A 15,550-nucleotide genomic window follows, 5' to 3' on the forward strand; every position below is an offset into this window, starting at 1 on the left:
GCTCAGTCTTCGATGGCGGGCGGGGTTTCGCGTGGCCGCACACGCTGCTCAAGGCGGGCCACCTTGACGCGGTTTTCCTCGGCCTGCAGAACCGTGACGGGGTGGCCGTCGATCAGCAGGCTGATGCCCGGCTCGGGAATGGTTTCCAGCTGCTCGAGGATCAGTCCGTTCAGGGTCTTCGGCCCTTCCCCCGGTAAGTCCCAGCCCAGCAGGCGCTTCAGCTCGCGCACGCTGGCGCTGCCGGCGGCCAGGTAGCTGCCGTCGGGCTGGCGGTGGATGTCGCGGATGGCTTCAGCGGGATCGGTGGTGAACTCGCCGACGATCTCCTCGAGGATGTCCTCGAGGGTGACAAGGCCGTGGAACTCGCCGTACTCGTCCACGATCAGGCCGATCCGGCGGCGCTCCGACTGGAAATTCAGCATCTGCTGATGCAGGGGCGTCCCCTCGGGCACGAAATAGGGCTCGCGGACATGCTCGAGCAGCCGTTCGCGGGTCAGTACCCCGTCGAGCATTGCCGTGAGCACCCGGCGCACATGCAGGATGCCGCGGATGGTGTCGACGCCGCCCTCGAACACCGGCAGGCGCGTGTACTCCGAGCTGGCGATCTGCTCGGTAATACGCGACCAGTCATCCCCCAGGTCGATGCCCACCACTTCATTGCGCGGGATCATGATGTCGTCGACGGTCGCCTGATCCAGATCGAGAATGCCGAGCAGCATGCGCTGATGACGACGCGGGATCATCGCACCGGTCTCGTTGACCACCGTGCGCAGCTCCTCGCGGCTGAGCGCGGTCTGGCCCCCTTCGGTGGGATTGACACCGAGGCTGCGCAGCAGTGTGTTGGCCAGCATGTTGGTGAGCCAGACCAGCGGGTAGAGCAGCTTCAACAGTGGGCCGAGGACGAACGCGGCGGGAAAGGCGACGCGCTCGGGCCGCAGCGCCGCCAGGGTCTTGGGGGCCACCTCCGCGAAGATCAGGATGGTCAGGGTCAGCAGACCCGTCGCCGCGGCGATGGCGCCCTGACCCCCCAGACGCAGGGCGATCAGGGTGGCAATGGACGACGCGAAGATATTCACGAAGTTGTTGCCCAGCAGGATGATGCCGATCAGCCGGTCGGGCCGCTCGAGCAGCCGCTCCGCGCGGCGGGCGCCGCGGTTGCCATGCCGCGACAGGTGCCGCAGCCGGTAGCGGTTGAGCGTCATGAGGGCGGTCTCAGAGCTCGAGAAGCCGCCGGACAGGACGATCAGCGCGCCCAGAATGACGAACAGAACGGGAAGGGGAACAACGTCCAAGCTCGCTCAGGCCCCCCGGCCGATGATCAGCTCGACCACGATCTTACTGCCGAAATACGCCACCGCCAGCAGGGCGAATCCCCATAGCGTCCAGCGGATGGCGGTACGGCCGCGCCAGCCCGCCACGGTGCGGCCGATAAGCAGCCCGGCGAAGACCAGCCAGCCGATCATCGAGATCACGGTCTTATGCACCAGATCCTGGGCGAAGAGGTTGTCGACGAACAGCCAGCCGCTGACGAGCGCGACGGACAACAGCGCGAAGCCGATGGCCACCAGGTGGAACAGCAGGGATTCCATGCCCTGCAGGGGCGGGAGAAACCCCAGCACGGGGCCGGCGCGCCGTCGGCGCAGGGCGCTCTCCTGCCAGGCCAGCAGGAGCGCCTGAGCGCTGGCAAGCCCCAGGACCGCATAGGCCGCCACCGACGAGATGACATGCACATCCACCGGCGCGCCCACCGGCACCATGGTGGCCGTCGGCACACCCAGCGTCTGGGCAAGCAGCAACGTCAGCAGGGCGAACGGATAGACGATCAGGCCCAGGCTGTGCAGGGGCTGACGCACTGCCGCGGCGATCAGCGTCAGCGCCATCAGCCATCCGAGTAACGACGCGGCGTTGAACAGTGACAGGTCGACGCCTGCCGGCGTCCACAGCGCCTGCCAGAGGCTGACGCCATGCAACACCACGGCGATGGCGGCGAGGGCCAGTGCCAGAGGCTCGGCGCGCTGCACGGCAAGGCGGCCGCGCAGGGCGGCCAGGAGCGCCGCGACGGCGAGCGCGTACAGCGCCGCCGCCATCCAGGGAGTGAGGGTAAGGATCATCTGCGGGTTGTTTACTGCCGTTGCGACTTGGATGGATCATCGCACACAAAATGTGCTTCTTCGACCATCAGTGCTCGAGGAACCGGCATGCGCTGATACAATCCACGCCATGACGACCGGCGACTGCGGGGTGCCTGACAGACATGTTCGATAATCTGAGTGATCGCCTTGAGGCGATCGGAAAGCGCCTGAAAGGCAAGGGGCGGCTGACCGAGGACAACATCCAGGAGACATTGCGCGAAGTGCGCATGGCGCTGCTTGAGGCGGATGTTGCCCTGCCGGTGGTCAAGGACTTTGTGGCCAGCGTCCGCGAGCGGGCCCTGGGCACCGAGGTAACCAAGAGCCTGTCGCCCGGACAGGCTTTCGTGAAGATCGTCCACGACCAGCTCGTCGAGGTGATGGGCGCCCGCAACGACGGCCTCGATCTGACCACGCGCCCGCCGGCGGTGGTGATGCTGGCGGGCCTTCAGGGCTCGGGCAAGACTACCAGCATCGCCAAGCTCGGGCGGTTGCTGCGCGAGCGCGAAAAGAAAAAGGTGCTGGCGGTCTCGGTCGACGTCTATCGGCCGGCTGCCATCGATCAGCTGCAGCGTCTGAGTGACGAGGTGGGCATTGATTTCCACCCCACTGATGCATCGGCCGACCCGGTGGCAACGGTCGAAGCGGCGCGCGAGCAGGCCCGCACCGGGTACTACGATGTGCTGCTGGTGGATACGGCGGGTCGTCTGCATGTCGACGGCGAGATGATGGACGAGGCGCGGCGGGTGCATGAGGCGGTGGCGCCGATCGAAACCCTGTTCGTGGTCGACAGCATGACCGGTCAGGATGCCGCGAACACCGCCCGGGCGTTCGACGAGGCCCTGCCGCTGACCGGGGTGATCCTGACCAAGGCCGATGGCGATGCCCGCGGTGGCGCGGCACTGTCAATCCGCCAGATCACCGGCAAACCCATCAAGTTTCTGGGCATCGGCGAGAAGACCGATGCCCTCGAGCCCTTCCACCCCGATCGCATGGCCTCGCGGATCCTGGGGATGGGGGATGTGCTCTCTCTGGTCGAAGAGGTCGAGCGTAAGGTCGACCATCAGAAAGCCGAGCGCATGGCCGGCAAGCTCAAGAAGGGCAAGGGTTTCGACCTCGAGGACATGCGCGAGCAGCTCACCCAGGTCACCCAGATGGGTGGCATGGGCGGGCTGATGGAAAAGCTCCCGGGCATGGGCCAGCTTACCGAGCAGGCCAGCCAGCAGATGAATGACGGCCAGGTCCGGCGGCAGATCGCCATCATCAACTCGATGACGCCGGGCGAGCGCCAGCGTCCGGACGTCATCAACGGATCGCGCAAACGGCGGATCGCCCGCGGCTGTGGCATGCAGGTGCAGGACATCAATCGCCTGCTCAAGCAGCACAAGCAGATGCAGAAGATGATGAAGCAGTTCAAGAACGGCGGGATGAAGAAAATGATGCGCCAGATGGGCGGCGGCAACGGCATGCCGCCGGGTGGCGGCATGCCACCGGGCGGTGGTCTGCCGCCGGGACTTGGCGGGCGCTGAACACGCAGGTAAACTGCGCGGTTTAGTAGTCACCAGAGTTGACTGGATAACGATATGGTCACGATCCGTCTAGCGCGTGCGGGCGCCAAAAAGCGTCCCTTCTACCACATCGTCGTCACCGACAGCCGGAATGGCCGTGACGGCAAGTTCATCGAGCGCCTCGGTTTTCTCAACCCGGTCGCCCGGGGGCAGGAAGTGCCGTTCCGGCTCGATCTCGAACGCGCCGAGCACTGGCTGTCGCAGGGCGCCCAGCCGAGTGAGCGGGCGCGGCAGCTGATCCGTCAGTCGCGCCGTGGAGCGGCCGAGGGTGCCGAAAGCGCCTGATCCAGCGACGCCCGTGGATGCCCATGTCGTCATGGGCGAAATTGCGGGAGTCCGGGGGGTCCGTGGCGAGCTGAAGGTCCATTCCTGGACACGGCCGCGGGAAAACCTGCTGGACTATCCAGTCTGGACGCTGCAGCACGGCGACGATGCCCGCGACTGGCGGGTCACGGGTGGCGGCTGGCAGGGCAGACACCTGGTGGTGCGGCTCAAGGGCATCGACGATCGCGATGCCGCCGAGGCGCTGGTCGGCTGCCCGATCAGGGTGGCCCGGTCGCAGATGCCGCCAGCGGGCCCTGATGAGTTCTACTGGTATGAGCTCGAGGGGCTGGCGGTGGAAAACCGCGATGGAACAAGCCTCGGTCGGGTCGCGGGCCTGATCGAAACCGGCGCCAACGATGTGATGCGGGTGGTTGGCGACCGCGAGCGGCTGATCCCCTATACACCGGGGGTGCATATTGATCGCATCGACCTGGACGATGGCCGGATGGTCGTCGACTGGGATCCGGAGTTCTGAGCGGACATGCGCTTCGACGTCATTACGCTGTTTCCGGAAATGGTGCACGGCCTGCTGGGCCACGGGGTCATGGGACGGGCGGTCGACCGCGGGTTGATCGAGCTGGTCACCTGGAACCCCCGCGATTACAGCGAGGACCGGCATGCCACGGTGGATGATCGCCCCTATGGGGGTGGCCCGGGCATGGTCATGAAAGTCGAGCCGCTGCGGACCACGATCCGCGCGGCGAGAGCGGCCGCTCCGGCGGCGCCGGTGATCTATTTGTCGCCGGACGGGGAACGGCTCGATGGGCCCCGGGTGCGGCGACTGGCGCAGGACCAGCGGGTGATCCTGCTGTGCGGGCGCTATGAAGGCATCGACGAGCGGCTCATCGACGCGGAGGTCGACCAGTCACTGTCGATTGGCGATTATGTGCTGAGCGGTGGCGAGCTGCCGGCCATGGTGGTGATGGACGCCGTCGCCCGGCTGATCCCGGGGGTGCTCGGGCATGCCGAGTCGGCATCCCAGGACGCCTTCGCGGACGGACTGCTGGATTGTCCGCACTACACGCGCCCGGAGTGGATCGATGATCGGCGCGTGCCGGCGGTGCTGCTCAGCGGCGACCACCAGGCGGTGGCGCGCTGGCGGCTCAAACAGGCGTTGGGGCGAACGCTGGAAAAACGCCCGGACCTGCTCGATCAGCGGGGGGTCAGTGACGACGAACAGGCACTGCTCGATGAATATCGGGCGGGGCATCAAGGCTAATTACAAGGGGATGCAGGCATGACCAACATCATCGAAGAACTGGAGCGTGAACAGGTCGAGAAAACCGGTCGCTCGCTCGAAGACATCAACGCCGGCGATACGGTGCTCGTCAACGTCTGGGTCCGCGAGGGCAACCGTGAGCGCACCCAGCCCTTCGAGGGTGTGGTGATCGCCAAGCGCAACCGTGGCGTCAATTCGTCGTTCACGCTGCGCAAGGTCTCCCATGGCGAGGGCGTTGAGCGTGTCTTCCAGCTCCATAGCCCATTGATCGAGAGCCTGCAGGTCAAGCGCCGCGGTGATGTCCGCCGGGCCAAGCTCTACTTCCTCCGTGAGCGGCGCGGCAAGGCGGCACGCATCAAGGAGAAGGTGCGGGCGAAGAGCCGCAAGGCCTCCTGATCACCCGACCGCCCGTGCGCGCTCAGTGCGGGTTTTCGGCGTCGTTCATACCCATCAGATAAAGCACCCCGTCCAGGCCGATGGTCGAGATCGCCTGACGGGCGCTTTTCTGGACCAGCGGCTTGGCGTGAAACGCGATCCCCAGTCCGGCTGACCGCAGCATGGGCAGATCGTTGGCGCCGTCACCGACGGCGATCACCTGTGCCAGGTCGATACCCATCTCGCCTGCCAGGCGCTCGAGCAGTTGCGCCTTGCGCTCGCCGTCGACAATCGGCCCCGCCACCTGACCGGTAAGACGGCCGTCGACGATTTCCAGCCGGTTGGCGTACACCGTATCCAGCTCCAGACGCCGCTGCAGGTGGTAGCCGAAAAAATCGAACCCACCGGAAATGACGGCCGTGCGGTAACCGAGCGTCTGCAGGGTCTTCATCAGCCGCTCCGCTCCCTCGGTCAGGGTCAGCCGCTCGGCCACCCGGGCGAGCACCGCTTCATCCAGGCCTTTAAGACAGGCAACACGCTGGGCAAGGCTGTCGCGAAAGTCGATGTCACCGCGCATGGCCGCCTCGGTGACGGCCGCCACCTGATCGCCGACGCCGGCCTCGTGGGCCAGTTCATCGATGACCTCCTCGTGGATCAGCGTCGAGTCCATGTCGAACACCACCAGGCGCCGATTGCGCCGGTAGAAGTTGTCCTCCTGGAATGAGATGTCGATATCCATTTCCCGGGAGATGGACAGGAACGCCGCTTTCATCGCATCGGCATCACTGGGCTCGCCGCGCAGGCTCAGTTCCAGGCAGGCCCGGCTTTCCTCGCGCTCGTCATGCAGGGGGCTGCGGGCCGACAGGCGGACGATGTCCTCGATATTGAGGGCATGCTGGGTGGTGACGCGCGCAATCCGGGCGATCTGCGCGGCGGTCACCCGCCGGCCCAGCAGTGTCAGGACATAGGCCGACTGGCGCTCGCCGCGCACCCATTGCTGGTACTCGTTCGCTGGCACTGGCTGAAAGCGCACGCGGAGCTCGAGCTGATGCGCTTCGTAGAGCAGATCCTTGAGCACCGCGGCCGAGTCCGCCGCCCCCGAGAGCTTGATCAGGATCGCCAGGGCGAGGTTTTCGTGGACCATCGCCTGGCTGATGTCCAGGACGCGGACCGGATAGTCGGCGAGTATCCCCATCAGTGCCGCGGTGACGCCGGGGCGATCACTGCCCGAGATGTTGATCAGGATGATTTCGCTGTCGGATTCGATGTCGTTCATGGATTCGCTCAGTGACGGCCCGGCGCGATATTGTAGGGGAAATTGCCAAGGAGCCCACGTCCATGACCGATTCGCGCGATCCCCGCAACACCGACTGGCGGCAGCAGCTGACGCCGGCTCAGTATCGGGTCGCCCGCGAGGGTGGCACCGAACCCCCGTTCAGCGGCGAGTACAACGATCTCAAGGCCGACGGCGTCTTTCGCTGTGTCTGCTGCGGACGGCCGCTGTTCGACAGCGAGCAGAAGTTCGACTCCGGTACCGGCTGGCCGAGTTTCTGGGCACCCACACGCGACGACGCCGTTGCCACCGAGACGGACAGCAGCCTTGGCATGCGGCGGACCGAAGTCCATTGCCCGGACTGCCAGGGCCATCTCGGTCATGTATTTCCGGACGGGCCGAAGCCCACCGGGCTGCGCTACTGCATCAATTCGCTGTCACTTCAGTTCGAGCCCCGCGGGGACAGCGGCTGAGGCTTGCTGCCCGGCCTGACGCCTCGGTATAGTCGTTGTATAAGTCACTGATTTCAGGATGTCACCATGAATGAACCCGCTCCCTCCATCGACGCCGATCCCAACGGCCATTCCCCCCGCGAGCAGTCGGGCCATCCGCGTGCCGGCGAGGTCATGAGTGGGGCGGAGATGGTCGTCGAGGTCATGGCACAGGAGGGGGTTGACACCATCTTCGGGTATAGCGGTGGCGCCATCCTGCCCACCTACGATGCGATCTTTCGCTACAACGAGCGGGAACGGACCGACGCCAGTCACGACCCCATGCAGCTCGTGGTTCCCGCCAACGAGCAGGGCGCGGGCTTTATGGCCGCCGGTTATGCGCGCAGCACCGGTGATGTCGGCGTCTTTCTGGTGACCTCGGGGCCCGGGGCCACCAACACCGTGACGCCGATCCGCGACTGCATGGCCGATTCCGTGCCGGTGGTGCTCATCACCGGCCAGGTGGCCCGCGCCGCCATGGGGACTGACGCCTTCCAGGAGGCGCCCATCGTCAACATCATGGGAAACTGCGCCAAGCACGTGTTTCTGGTCACGCGCCCCGAGCGCCTCGAGGAAACCATCCGCACGGCGTTTGAAGTGGCGCGGTCAGGCCGCCCCGGTCCCGTGGTGGTGGATCTGCCCAAGGACGTCCAGAACTGGGTGGGCGAGTACAAGGGCAATGGTCTGCTGGGTATCCGCGGCTATCGCCAGCGCATGGAATCACTGCGCCAGACGCCGCTCGCCGAGGGCAAGGCCCGGCAGTTCTTCGATATGCTCGAGCAGTCCCGCCGGCCCCTGTTGTACGTCGGCGGCGGCGCCATCCATGGTGAAGGCAGTGAGGCCCTGACCGCCTTTGCCCAGGAGTACGGGATCCCCAGCGTCAGTACCGTCATGGGTCTGGGTGCCATCGATTCCACCGAGGACTTGCACCTGCACATGCTGGGCATGCACGGAACGGCCTACGCCAACTACGCCGTTGAGGACTGCGATTTCATCATCGCCGTCGGCTCGCGGTTTGACGACCGGGTGGCCGCCAAGGCGGAGCTGTTTGCGCCGAACGCCGAGAACATCGCTCACATCGACATCGACATCGACGCCGCCGAGATCGGCAAGGTCAAGCAGGTGACCTGGTCGCACATCGGTGAGGCCGGCAGCACCCTTCGCCAGCTCCTCGACTATGGGCGCGACAGCGGCTTTGGCCCGGACTACACCAGCTGGGGCCAGCACTGCCAGGAGCTGCGTGAGCGTCACCCGATGAATTTCAAGCCGGATGGCGAATTCATCCAGCCCCAGGCGGTGATGCGGTCGCTCAATCGCCTGACCGGTGGCAATGCCATCGTCAGCACCGGAGTGGGTCAGCATCAGATGTGGGCCGCCCAGTATCTGGACTTCCGTCGGCCGCGTCTGTGGATGACCTCGGGCTCCATGGGCACCATGGGTTTCGGTCTGCCCGCCGCCATCGGGGCCCAGTTCGCCAACCCTGACGAGCTGGTCATCGACATTGATGGCGATGGCAGCCTGCGAATGAACTTGGGCGAGATGGAAACGGTGACCACTTACGGCCTGCCGGTAAAGATCCTGCTGCTCAATAACGCCGGCGACGGCATGGTGCGGCAGTGGCAGAAGCTCTATTTCGGTGATCGCTTCTCGGGCAGCGACAAGTCCCTGCACCGCAAGAATTTCATCAAGGCCGCCGAGGCCGACGGCTTCGAGTTCGCCCGCAATGTGTCGGATCCGGCCGAAATGGAAGACACGCTGGCGGCGTTCATCGGCTTTGACGGGCCCGCCTTTCTCGAGGTCAACGTCGATCCCGACGCCTCGGTGTATCCGATGGTCGGCCCCGGCATGGGCTACAAGCAGATGGTGACCGGTGAGTACATCCCGGCGCGCGAGATACCCGAGATCGGCCGACACGGCCGGGTTGGTCCGAGCGAATCATTCTGAGCGCATTGAAAACATGAACGCCCGACCCCAATACGCGGCAAGGTTCGGGACGATACGGAAACAGGAATGAGCAACAACGACGCACAAGCCGCGGAAACCCACGAATTCCAGGCCGAGGTCCGGCAGCTGCTGGACCTCATGATCCACTCCCTCTACAGCAATCGCGAGATCTTTCTGCGCGAGCTCGTCTCCAACGCCGCCGATGCAGCCGACCGGCTGCGGTTCGAGGCGATACAGGATGAATCACTGCTCGAGGACGATCCGAAGCCACGGGTGAGCATTCAGGTGGATGCCGATGCCCGGACACTGACCATCAGTGACAACGGCGTGGGCATGAATCGAGAGGATGTCATCGACAACCTCGGCACCATCGCGCGCTCCGGTACGCGACGCTTCCTCGATGCCATGACCGGCGACCAGAAGCAGGATGCCCAGCTCATCGGCCAGTTCGGTGTCGGCTTCTACTCGGCGTTCATCGTGGCCGACTCCGTCAGCGTGCACACCCGCCGCGCCGGCGAATCCGCGGATCAGGGAGTGCTGTGGCGCTCCGACGGCAAGGGCGCCTTCACCCTCGAACAGGCACCGCGGGAGCAGCGCGGCACGGCAGTGACGCTGCATCTGGCCGAGGGCCAGGACGAATTCCTCGAGCGGCAGCGGCTGCGCCAGATCGTGCGCCGCTACTCCGATCACATCGCCCTGCCCATCGAACTCGAGGACGAACAGGGTGAGATGGAGACCGTCAACCAGGCCTCGGCGCTGTGGATGCGGCCCAAGTCGGAGATCAGTGACGAGGACTATCAGCAGTTCTACCAGCAGCTGACCTATGATCCGGAGCCCCCGCTGGAGTGGCTGCACAACAAGGTGGAGGGCAATCAGTCCTACACATCGCTGCTCTACATCCCTGCCCAGCGGCCGTTCGATCTGTTCGAGGCGGACACCCAGCAGGGGCTGCGTCTGTATGTGCGGCGCGTGTTCATCATGGAGGACCGCGAGAACCGGCTGCTGCCGCGCTATCTGCGGTTTGTGCGCGGCCTGGTGGATTCGGACGACCTGCCGCTCAACGTCTCCCGTGAGCTGCTCCAGCACAATCGGCTGATCGATCGCATTCGCAGCGCCTCGGTCAAGCGCGTGCTCGACAGCCTCGAGCGGATGGCCCGGGATGACGCCGAACGCTACGCGCGGTTCTGGTCGTCCTTTGGCACCGTACTCAAGGAAGGGCCGGTGGAAGATCCCGGCAACGCCGAGAAAGTCGCCGGGCTGCTGCGTTTTCATTCGACCCACGGCGACGGCGGTCAGACGGTCTCGCTGGCGGACTATCTTGCGCGTCGTCACGAGGGTCAGACCGCGATCTATTATCTCACCGGGGAAAGCCTGGCCGCGGTGCGCAACAGCCCCCATCTGGAGATCTTCCGTCAGCGCGATATCGAAGTGCTGCTGCTGGCCGAGCCCATCGACGAGTGGCTGGTCGCGCATCTGAGCGAATACGACGGCGTGCCGCTGCAGAGCGTCGCCAAGGGCGATCTCAATCTGGACGGACTGGGTGACAGCCCCGAGGAAAAACCCGAACAGCCAGAGACCAGCGAGCCCGTCGATGCGCTGATCGGCCGGATCCGCGAAGCGTTGGGCGACCAGGTCTCGGAGGTGCGCGCCAGCAGCCGGCTGACGGATTCGCCGGCCTGCATCGTGGTCGGGGATGACGAGTTCGGTCTGAACATGCAGCGCATGCTCAAGGCGGCCGGTCACGAACTGCCGCAGCAGAAGCCGGTGCTCGAGATCAATCCCCAGCATTCCATCATCGAGCGGCTGGCGGCGAGCGATGACGCACCGATCGATGAGTGGGCCACGCTGCTGCTCGAGCAGTCGGTGCTCATGGACGGCGGTCGGCTGGATGATCCGGCCGGCTTCGTCCGACGCATGAACCGGCTGCTCGACTGATGGCAGTCAATGCGCCGGCCGGTGCGGCCTTCGATCTCAAGGGACGGATGGCGCCGTTTACGGTGCTCCAGGTCCGGACCGCCGATATTGACACGGTACTGGCTCAGCTCGATGCGCGGCTCGCGCAGGCACCGGACTTTTTTGCCGGTATGCCCCTCGTGGTGGCGCCCGCCGAGGCGGTGAGCCTTGAGGGGGCCAGCCTCGACGCCCTGGTGACTGGCCTGCGTGAGCGTTCACTGCTGCCGGTGGCGGCGTCGGGGCTGCCCGCTGAAACCGCCGCGGTTGCCGGGCTGGGACTGATCCGTAATCTGGAGGCCGCGCGATCGGGGTCGGCTGAAGGCGGACGTCGCGAGGCTCCGGCCAAAGCCGCGGCCGGCGCCGCCCGGCTGGTCACCCAGCCGGTGCGCTCCGGGCAGCAGGTGTATGCGCGTGGGGGCGATCTGGTGGTGACGACGCCGGTGAGTGCCGGTGCCGAGCTGATGGCCGATGGCCATATCCATGTCTATGACACCCTGCGCGGTCGGGCGCTGGCCGGTGTGCAGGGGGACGAGAATGCGCGTATCTTCTGCCGATCGCTCAAGGCTGAACTGATCGCGATTGCCGGGCAGTACCGGCTCAGCGACCAGATCGACGCCGAGCTGCGTGGCGCGGCGGCAATGGCCTCGCTGCGTGACGGCGAGCTGGAACTCAACGCGCTCTGACAATCGGGAGGTGAATGTGGCGCGAATCGTGGTTGTAACATCCGGCAAGGGGGGCGTTGGAAAAACGACCACCAGTGCTGCATTCGGGGCGGGTCTGGCCCGCGCGGGCTATCGCACGGTGGTGGTCGACTTCGATGTCGGGCTGCGCAATCTCGATCTCATCATGGGGTGCGAGCGGCGAGTGGTCTATGACTTCGTCAACGTCATCAATGGCGAGGCCAATCTCAATCAGGCCCTGATCCGGGACAAGCGTGTCGACGGCCTCGAGATCCTCCCGGCCTCGCAGACCCGTGACAAGGACGCGCTCACCTTCGAAGGTGTCCAGTCGGTGCTCGAGACGCTGGCGAGCACCCATGACTATGTGATCTGCGACTCACCGGCGGGCATCGAGCGCGGGGCGCACCTGGCGATGTACTTTGCCGATGATGCCCTGGTGGTGACCAATCCCGAGGTCTCCTCGGTGCGTGACTCCGATCGGGTGCTGGGGCTGCTTTCAAGCAAGACCCGACGTGCCGAACAGGGCGACGAGCCGGTCCGGGAGCACCTGGTGGTGACCCGCTACGCGGCGGCCCGGGTGGGCAAGGGCGAGATGCTGAGCATCGAGGACATCTGCGAGATCCTCTCAATTGATCTGCTTGGTGTGGTGCCGGAGTCCAGCGCCGTGCTCAACGCCTCGAACGCCGGCGTGCCGGTGATCATGGAGGAAAAGACCGACGCCGGTCAGGCCTACGATGACATCGTCTCGCGCTATCTCGGCGAAGCACGTGATCATCGCTTCCTGACCGAGAAAAAGGGACTGTTCGGCCGACTGTTCAAGGGCTAGCGCAATGGCTTTTCTGGATTATTTCCGCTCGGAGAAAAAACGCAGCGCATCGCTGGCCAAGGAGCGATTGCAGGTCATCGTCGCGCGTGAGCGGGGCAATCGGGGTGGCCCGGATTATCTCCCGGCGCTGCAGCAGGAGATCCTGCAGGTCATCCGTCGCTATATCGAGGTCGACGACGACGCCGTCCGCATTGAGGTTGACCGTGAAGGCGACTGCGAGGTGCTCGAGCTGAACGTCACCCTGCCCGACAGCGATTAGCCGCTGCGGGCTGAGCCGCGATGGGGCCGCTCAGGGACCGCCCTGGGCGGTCACGTCGACACGCATGCGCAGGGACTGCCCGGGCTGCAGGTAGGCATCGGCGGATAGATCGTTCCAGCGTTGCAGATCGTTAATGCTCACGTTGAACTGCCGGGCAATGCGATATAGCGAATCCCCCTTGCGGACCGAGTAGGTCACCGACTGTAGGCGATCGCCCGCCGCGATCCCGGGCCGGGCGCGGCGATCGGGCTGCGGGTCGCCGCTTCCGCGCTGCGTCCAGACCACCAGCTGCTCGCCAACACCCAGCGTGTCCCCGGGGGCCATGCCATTCCAGCGCGCCAGTGGGCGCACAGCAACTCCAAAACGCTGGGCGATGGACCAGAAGCTGTCCCCGGAGCGCACCGTGTAGAGGCGACGCTCGCCTTCATCGCGCTGGCGGTTGCGGGTTTTCTGCTGCCGGGCCCCGGCGGTCATCACATACTCGCCGGTGGGCCGGCTGGCGATGGGGACCAGTAGGTGATCACCGGCCCGGATCAGGGCGCCGTCGAGGTCGTTGGCCGAGCGCAGCGAGTCAACCGTGATGTGGTACTGCGCGGCGATTCCGCCAAGGGTTTCACCGCGGGCGATCTGGTGGCGCTGCCAGCGCATCCAGGCGTTGTCGGGCTGCTCGGCCAGCCGGGCGCGGAATGCCCGGGCGCGGTCACGGGGCAACAGCAGCCGATGAGGCCCGGTAGGCGGAGTGGCCCAGCGATTGTAGCCGGGGTTCAGGCGGTAGAGCGTTTCCATGTCGATGTCGGCAAGGTCGGCCGCCAGGGCCAGATCGATCTGGCGGTCGAGTTCGATCTGCTCCACCGCCGGTCGGTTGGCGATGGGCTCGAGCTCAATGCCGTGGCGTTCAGGATCGGCCACCAGCTCGCTGATCGCCAGCAGCCGGGGGACATAGTTCATGGTCTCCTCGGGCAGATCCAGCGACCAGTAATCGGTCGGCCGGCCGGTCCGACGGTTGCGCTCGATGGCCCGCTGAACAGTACCTTCTCCGGCATTGTAGGCGGCAATCGCCAGCAGCCAGTCGCCCTCGAACATTTCGCCGAGATAGCTCAGGTAGTCGACCGCCGCGTCTGTGGCGGCTAGGACGTCACGGCGCCCGTCGTACCACCAGTTCTGCTCAAGGCCGTAGTGCCGTCCCGTGGCTGGAATGAACTGCCATATGCCGGCGGCCCGGCCGTGGGAGTAGGCAAACGGGCGGAATGCGCTCTCGACGATCGGAAGCAGCGCCAGCTCCAGCGGGATCCCGCGGTCATCGAGGGTTTCGACGATGGGATGGAGGTAGGGCTGCGCGCGTCGCGAGACCCGCAACCAGTAATCGCCGTAGGACGCATAGTCATTGAACTGACGGGCAACCCGCGGGTTGTCATGCCCGGGTATGGCATAGCCCCGGCGGATCCGCTCCCAGAGGTCGTCCGGCGGCGCGGCCTCGTCCGTTGCCTGGCGGCTGCCCGGCGGATCCGAGGCCGCCCGGTTGCCGGTCATTGACGGCGGCGGCGATACCGATGCCTGCGGGTCGGTGGCGGCGGTTCCGTCACCAGTGCCGGTCGCGTCCTCGGGTGGGACACTGGCACAGCCGGCGAGGGTGAGGGCCGCGATGAGCGGTAGCAGGAGGGAGCGATTCACGGGTGTGTTCCTCAGAAGTGGTCTTTCCAGTCGCGAAGGATGGCAAAGACGTCTGCTGGCCCCTCCGGTGTCCGCCCGGCATGCTCGCCGGCGTGCCGGCGCACCGCGTCACTGTCCCAGCGCATGAATGGATTGGTGGCGCGCTCCTCGCCGATGGTTGAGGGCAATGTGATGGCGCCGCGCTGACGCTGCTCGTGCACGCGCTCGGCCCGCGCCTGCAGCGCCGTATTCTCGGGCTCGACCGCCTGGGCGAAGGCCAGGTTGGCCTGGGTGTATTCGTGGCCACAGTAGACCTGCGTCGCCGGCGGCAGTGCCCGCAGCTTGGCAAGATAGCCCTGCATGGGGGCCGGGGTGCCCTCGAACATGCGTCCGCATCCGCCGGCAAACAGGGCATCCCCGGCAAACAGACTGCCGTCGCCCAGGTAGGCGATATGATCAAGGGTATGGCCGGGGACCGCGATCACTTCGAACTCGACCCCGAGGCCGCCGGGGGTGATCCGGTCGCCATGTTTTAATGGCTGGGTGAGGTGCGGGATATCGCTGTCAGCCGGACCGTAGACGGGGATGGCGTCATCCCGCAGGCCCGCGATGCCGGCGACATGATCGCCGTGGTGATGGGTGATGAGGATCGCGCTCAGCGTCAGGCCCAGGCTTTCAAGGGCATGGGCCACCGGAGCCGCCTCGCCCGGGTCGACCACCACGGCAGCGGTTGACTGCGGGTGATGGACGAGCCACGTATAATTGTCGCTGAGGACGGGAATCGGGGTAATTTCCAGCATCGTCGCATGCTACCCCGACCGACCGCTTGCCTCAATTGCCCATCCAGCGACCAACGGGG

At 65.7% G+C, this 15,550-nt stretch carries 16 protein-coding genes; 11 read left to right on the forward strand and 5 right to left on the reverse strand.

The annotated features are described in order from the left end of the window. Positions 1 to 2 precede the first annotated feature (2 nt). Both FPL11_RS07780 and FPL11_RS07785 read right to left on the reverse strand, forming a co-directional pair. A complete protein-coding gene (locus tag FPL11_RS07780) occupies positions 3 to 1,292 on the reverse strand; it encodes an HlyC/CorC family transporter (protein WP_144348106.1) in 1,290 nt (429 codons plus the stop codon). Between the two features lie 6 nt (positions 1,293 to 1,298). After that, positions 1,299 to 2,111: a cytochrome C assembly family protein gene (locus FPL11_RS07785; protein ID WP_235013464.1), complete on the reverse strand. Its 813-nt coding sequence runs from the start codon at positions 2,109 to 2,111 to the stop codon at positions 1,299 to 1,301. Between the two features lie 143 nt (positions 2,112 to 2,254). Here FPL11_RS07785 and ffh point away from each other — a divergent pair, with 143 nt between their 5' ends. The 5 genes from ffh to rplS are packed head-to-tail and all read left to right on the forward strand — an operon-like array spanning position 2,255 to position 5,636. After that, complete coding sequence (gene ffh, locus FPL11_RS07790; protein WP_069134171.1) at positions 2,255 to 3,658, forward strand: signal recognition particle protein; 1,404 nt, start codon at positions 2,255 to 2,257, stop codon at positions 3,656 to 3,658. Positions 3,659 to 3,712: 54 nt separating this feature from the next. Then, positions 3,713 to 3,982, forward strand: coding sequence for a 30S ribosomal protein S16 (gene rpsP / locus FPL11_RS07795; protein ID WP_069134172.1), 270 nt, complete (start codon positions 3,713 to 3,715; stop codon positions 3,980 to 3,982). Beyond that, a complete protein-coding gene (gene rimM, locus FPL11_RS07800; RefSeq protein ID WP_235013463.1) occupies positions 3,966 to 4,496 on the forward strand; it encodes a ribosome maturation factor RimM in 531 nt (176 codons plus the stop codon). The genes rpsP and rimM overlap by 17 nt, the downstream gene beginning before the upstream one ends. A 6-nt stretch (positions 4,497 to 4,502) precedes the next feature. Further along, complete coding sequence (gene trmD, locus FPL11_RS07805; RefSeq protein WP_144348107.1) at positions 4,503 to 5,240, forward strand: tRNA (guanosine(37)-N1)-methyltransferase TrmD; 738 nt, start codon at positions 4,503 to 4,505, stop codon at positions 5,238 to 5,240. An 18-nt stretch (positions 5,241 to 5,258) separates the two neighbouring features. Beyond that, positions 5,259 to 5,636, forward strand: a complete 378-nt coding sequence (gene rplS / locus FPL11_RS07810; RefSeq protein ID WP_069134175.1) for a 50S ribosomal protein L19 — start codon at positions 5,259 to 5,261, stop codon at positions 5,634 to 5,636. Positions 5,637 to 5,658: 22 nt separating this feature from the next. Here rplS and serB read toward each other — a convergent pair whose 3' ends face one another. Then, positions 5,659 to 6,891, reverse strand: coding sequence for a phosphoserine phosphatase SerB (serB, locus tag FPL11_RS07815; protein WP_144348108.1), 1,233 nt, complete (start codon positions 6,889 to 6,891; stop codon positions 5,659 to 5,661). A gap of 62 nt (positions 6,892 to 6,953) precedes the next feature. On the opposite strand from serB, the gene msrB reads away from it, so the two are divergent. The 6 genes from msrB to minE all read left to right on the forward strand — a co-directional run bounded on the left by msrB (position 6,954) and on the right by minE (position 13,041). Next, positions 6,954 to 7,361: a peptide-methionine (R)-S-oxide reductase MsrB gene (msrB, locus tag FPL11_RS07820; RefSeq protein WP_144348109.1), complete on the forward strand. Its 408-nt coding sequence runs from the start codon at positions 6,954 to 6,956 to the stop codon at positions 7,359 to 7,361. Positions 7,362 to 7,427: 66 nt separating this feature from the next. Beyond that, positions 7,428 to 9,323, forward strand: coding sequence for a biosynthetic-type acetolactate synthase large subunit (gene ilvB / locus FPL11_RS07825; protein WP_144348110.1), 1,896 nt, complete (start codon positions 7,428 to 7,430; stop codon positions 9,321 to 9,323). 66 nt (positions 9,324 to 9,389) lie between these two features. Beyond that, positions 9,390 to 11,258 carry a molecular chaperone HtpG gene (gene htpG, locus FPL11_RS07830; RefSeq protein ID WP_144348111.1) on the forward strand — a complete coding sequence of 623 codons (1,869 nt, stop codon included), beginning with the start codon at positions 9,390 to 9,392 and terminating at the stop codon, positions 11,256 to 11,258. Further along, the gene (gene minC, locus FPL11_RS07835) at positions 11,258 to 11,959 is read left to right on the forward strand and encodes a septum site-determining protein MinC (RefSeq protein ID WP_144348112.1); all 702 of its coding nucleotides are present in this window, start codon (positions 11,258 to 11,260) and stop codon (positions 11,957 to 11,959) included. The genes htpG and minC overlap by 1 nt, the downstream gene beginning before the upstream one ends. Positions 11,960 to 11,975: 16 nt before the next feature. After that, positions 11,976 to 12,782: a septum site-determining protein MinD gene (minD, locus tag FPL11_RS07840; RefSeq protein WP_069134269.1), complete on the forward strand. Its 807-nt coding sequence runs from the start codon at positions 11,976 to 11,978 to the stop codon at positions 12,780 to 12,782. Positions 12,783 to 12,786: 4 nt separating this feature from the next. Beyond that, on the forward strand, positions 12,787 to 13,041 hold the full coding sequence (gene minE / locus FPL11_RS07845) for a cell division topological specificity factor MinE (RefSeq protein WP_069134181.1): 255 nt from the start codon (positions 12,787 to 12,789) through the stop codon (positions 13,039 to 13,041). Positions 13,042 to 13,071: 30 nt separating this feature from the next. Here minE and FPL11_RS07850 read toward each other — a convergent pair whose 3' ends face one another. Together FPL11_RS07850 and gloB are read right to left on the reverse strand one after the other, a co-directional pair. Beyond that, positions 13,072 to 14,712: a LysM peptidoglycan-binding domain-containing protein gene (locus FPL11_RS07850; RefSeq protein WP_144348113.1), complete on the reverse strand. Its 1,641-nt coding sequence runs from the start codon at positions 14,710 to 14,712 to the stop codon at positions 13,072 to 13,074. Positions 14,713 to 14,723: 11 nt separating this feature from the next. Next, positions 14,724 to 15,491 carry a hydroxyacylglutathione hydrolase gene (gene gloB, locus FPL11_RS07855; protein WP_144348114.1) on the reverse strand — a complete coding sequence of 256 codons (768 nt, stop codon included), beginning with the start codon at positions 15,489 to 15,491 and terminating at the stop codon, positions 14,724 to 14,726. Between the last annotated feature and the right edge of the window lie 59 nt (positions 15,492 to 15,550).

The organism is Spiribacter aquaticus (genome assembly GCF_007625215.1).
In the GTDB taxonomy this organism is placed as follows: Bacteria; Pseudomonadota; Gammaproteobacteria; order Nitrococcales; family Nitrococcaceae; genus Spiribacter; species Spiribacter roseus.

Excerpts from the sequence above, each read along its gene's own strand:
- FPL11_RS07785 (WP_235013464.1), bottom strand. The coding sequence starts at position 2,111 with ATGATCCTTACCCTCACTCCCTGGATGGCGGCGGCGCTGTACGCGCTC.
- ffh (WP_069134171.1), top strand. The coding sequence starts at position 2,255 with ATGTTCGATAATCTGAGTGATCGCCTTGAGGCGATCGGAAAGCGCCTG.
- rpsP (WP_069134172.1), top strand. The coding sequence starts at position 3,713 with ATGGTCACGATCCGTCTAGCGCGTGCGGGCGCCAAAAAGCGTCCCTTC.
- trmD (WP_144348107.1), top strand. The coding sequence starts at position 4,503 with ATGCGCTTCGACGTCATTACGCTGTTTCCGGAAATGGTGCACGGCCTG.
- rplS (WP_069134175.1), top strand. The coding sequence starts at position 5,259 with ATGACCAACATCATCGAAGAACTGGAGCGTGAACAGGTCGAGAAAACC.
- serB (WP_144348108.1), bottom strand. The coding sequence starts at position 6,891 with ATGAACGACATCGAATCCGACAGCGAAATCATCCTGATCAACATCTCG.
- msrB (WP_144348109.1), top strand. The coding sequence starts at position 6,954 with ATGACCGATTCGCGCGATCCCCGCAACACCGACTGGCGGCAGCAGCTG.
- ilvB (WP_144348110.1), top strand. The coding sequence starts at position 7,428 with ATGAATGAACCCGCTCCCTCCATCGACGCCGATCCCAACGGCCATTCC.
- htpG (WP_144348111.1), top strand. The coding sequence starts at position 9,390 with ATGAGCAACAACGACGCACAAGCCGCGGAAACCCACGAATTCCAGGCC.
- minC (WP_144348112.1), top strand. The coding sequence starts at position 11,258 with ATGGCAGTCAATGCGCCGGCCGGTGCGGCCTTCGATCTCAAGGGACGG.
- minE (WP_069134181.1), top strand. The coding sequence starts at position 12,787 with ATGGCTTTTCTGGATTATTTCCGCTCGGAGAAAAAACGCAGCGCATCG.
- gloB (WP_144348114.1), bottom strand. The coding sequence starts at position 15,491 with ATGCTGGAAATTACCCCGATTCCCGTCCTCAGCGACAATTATACGTGG.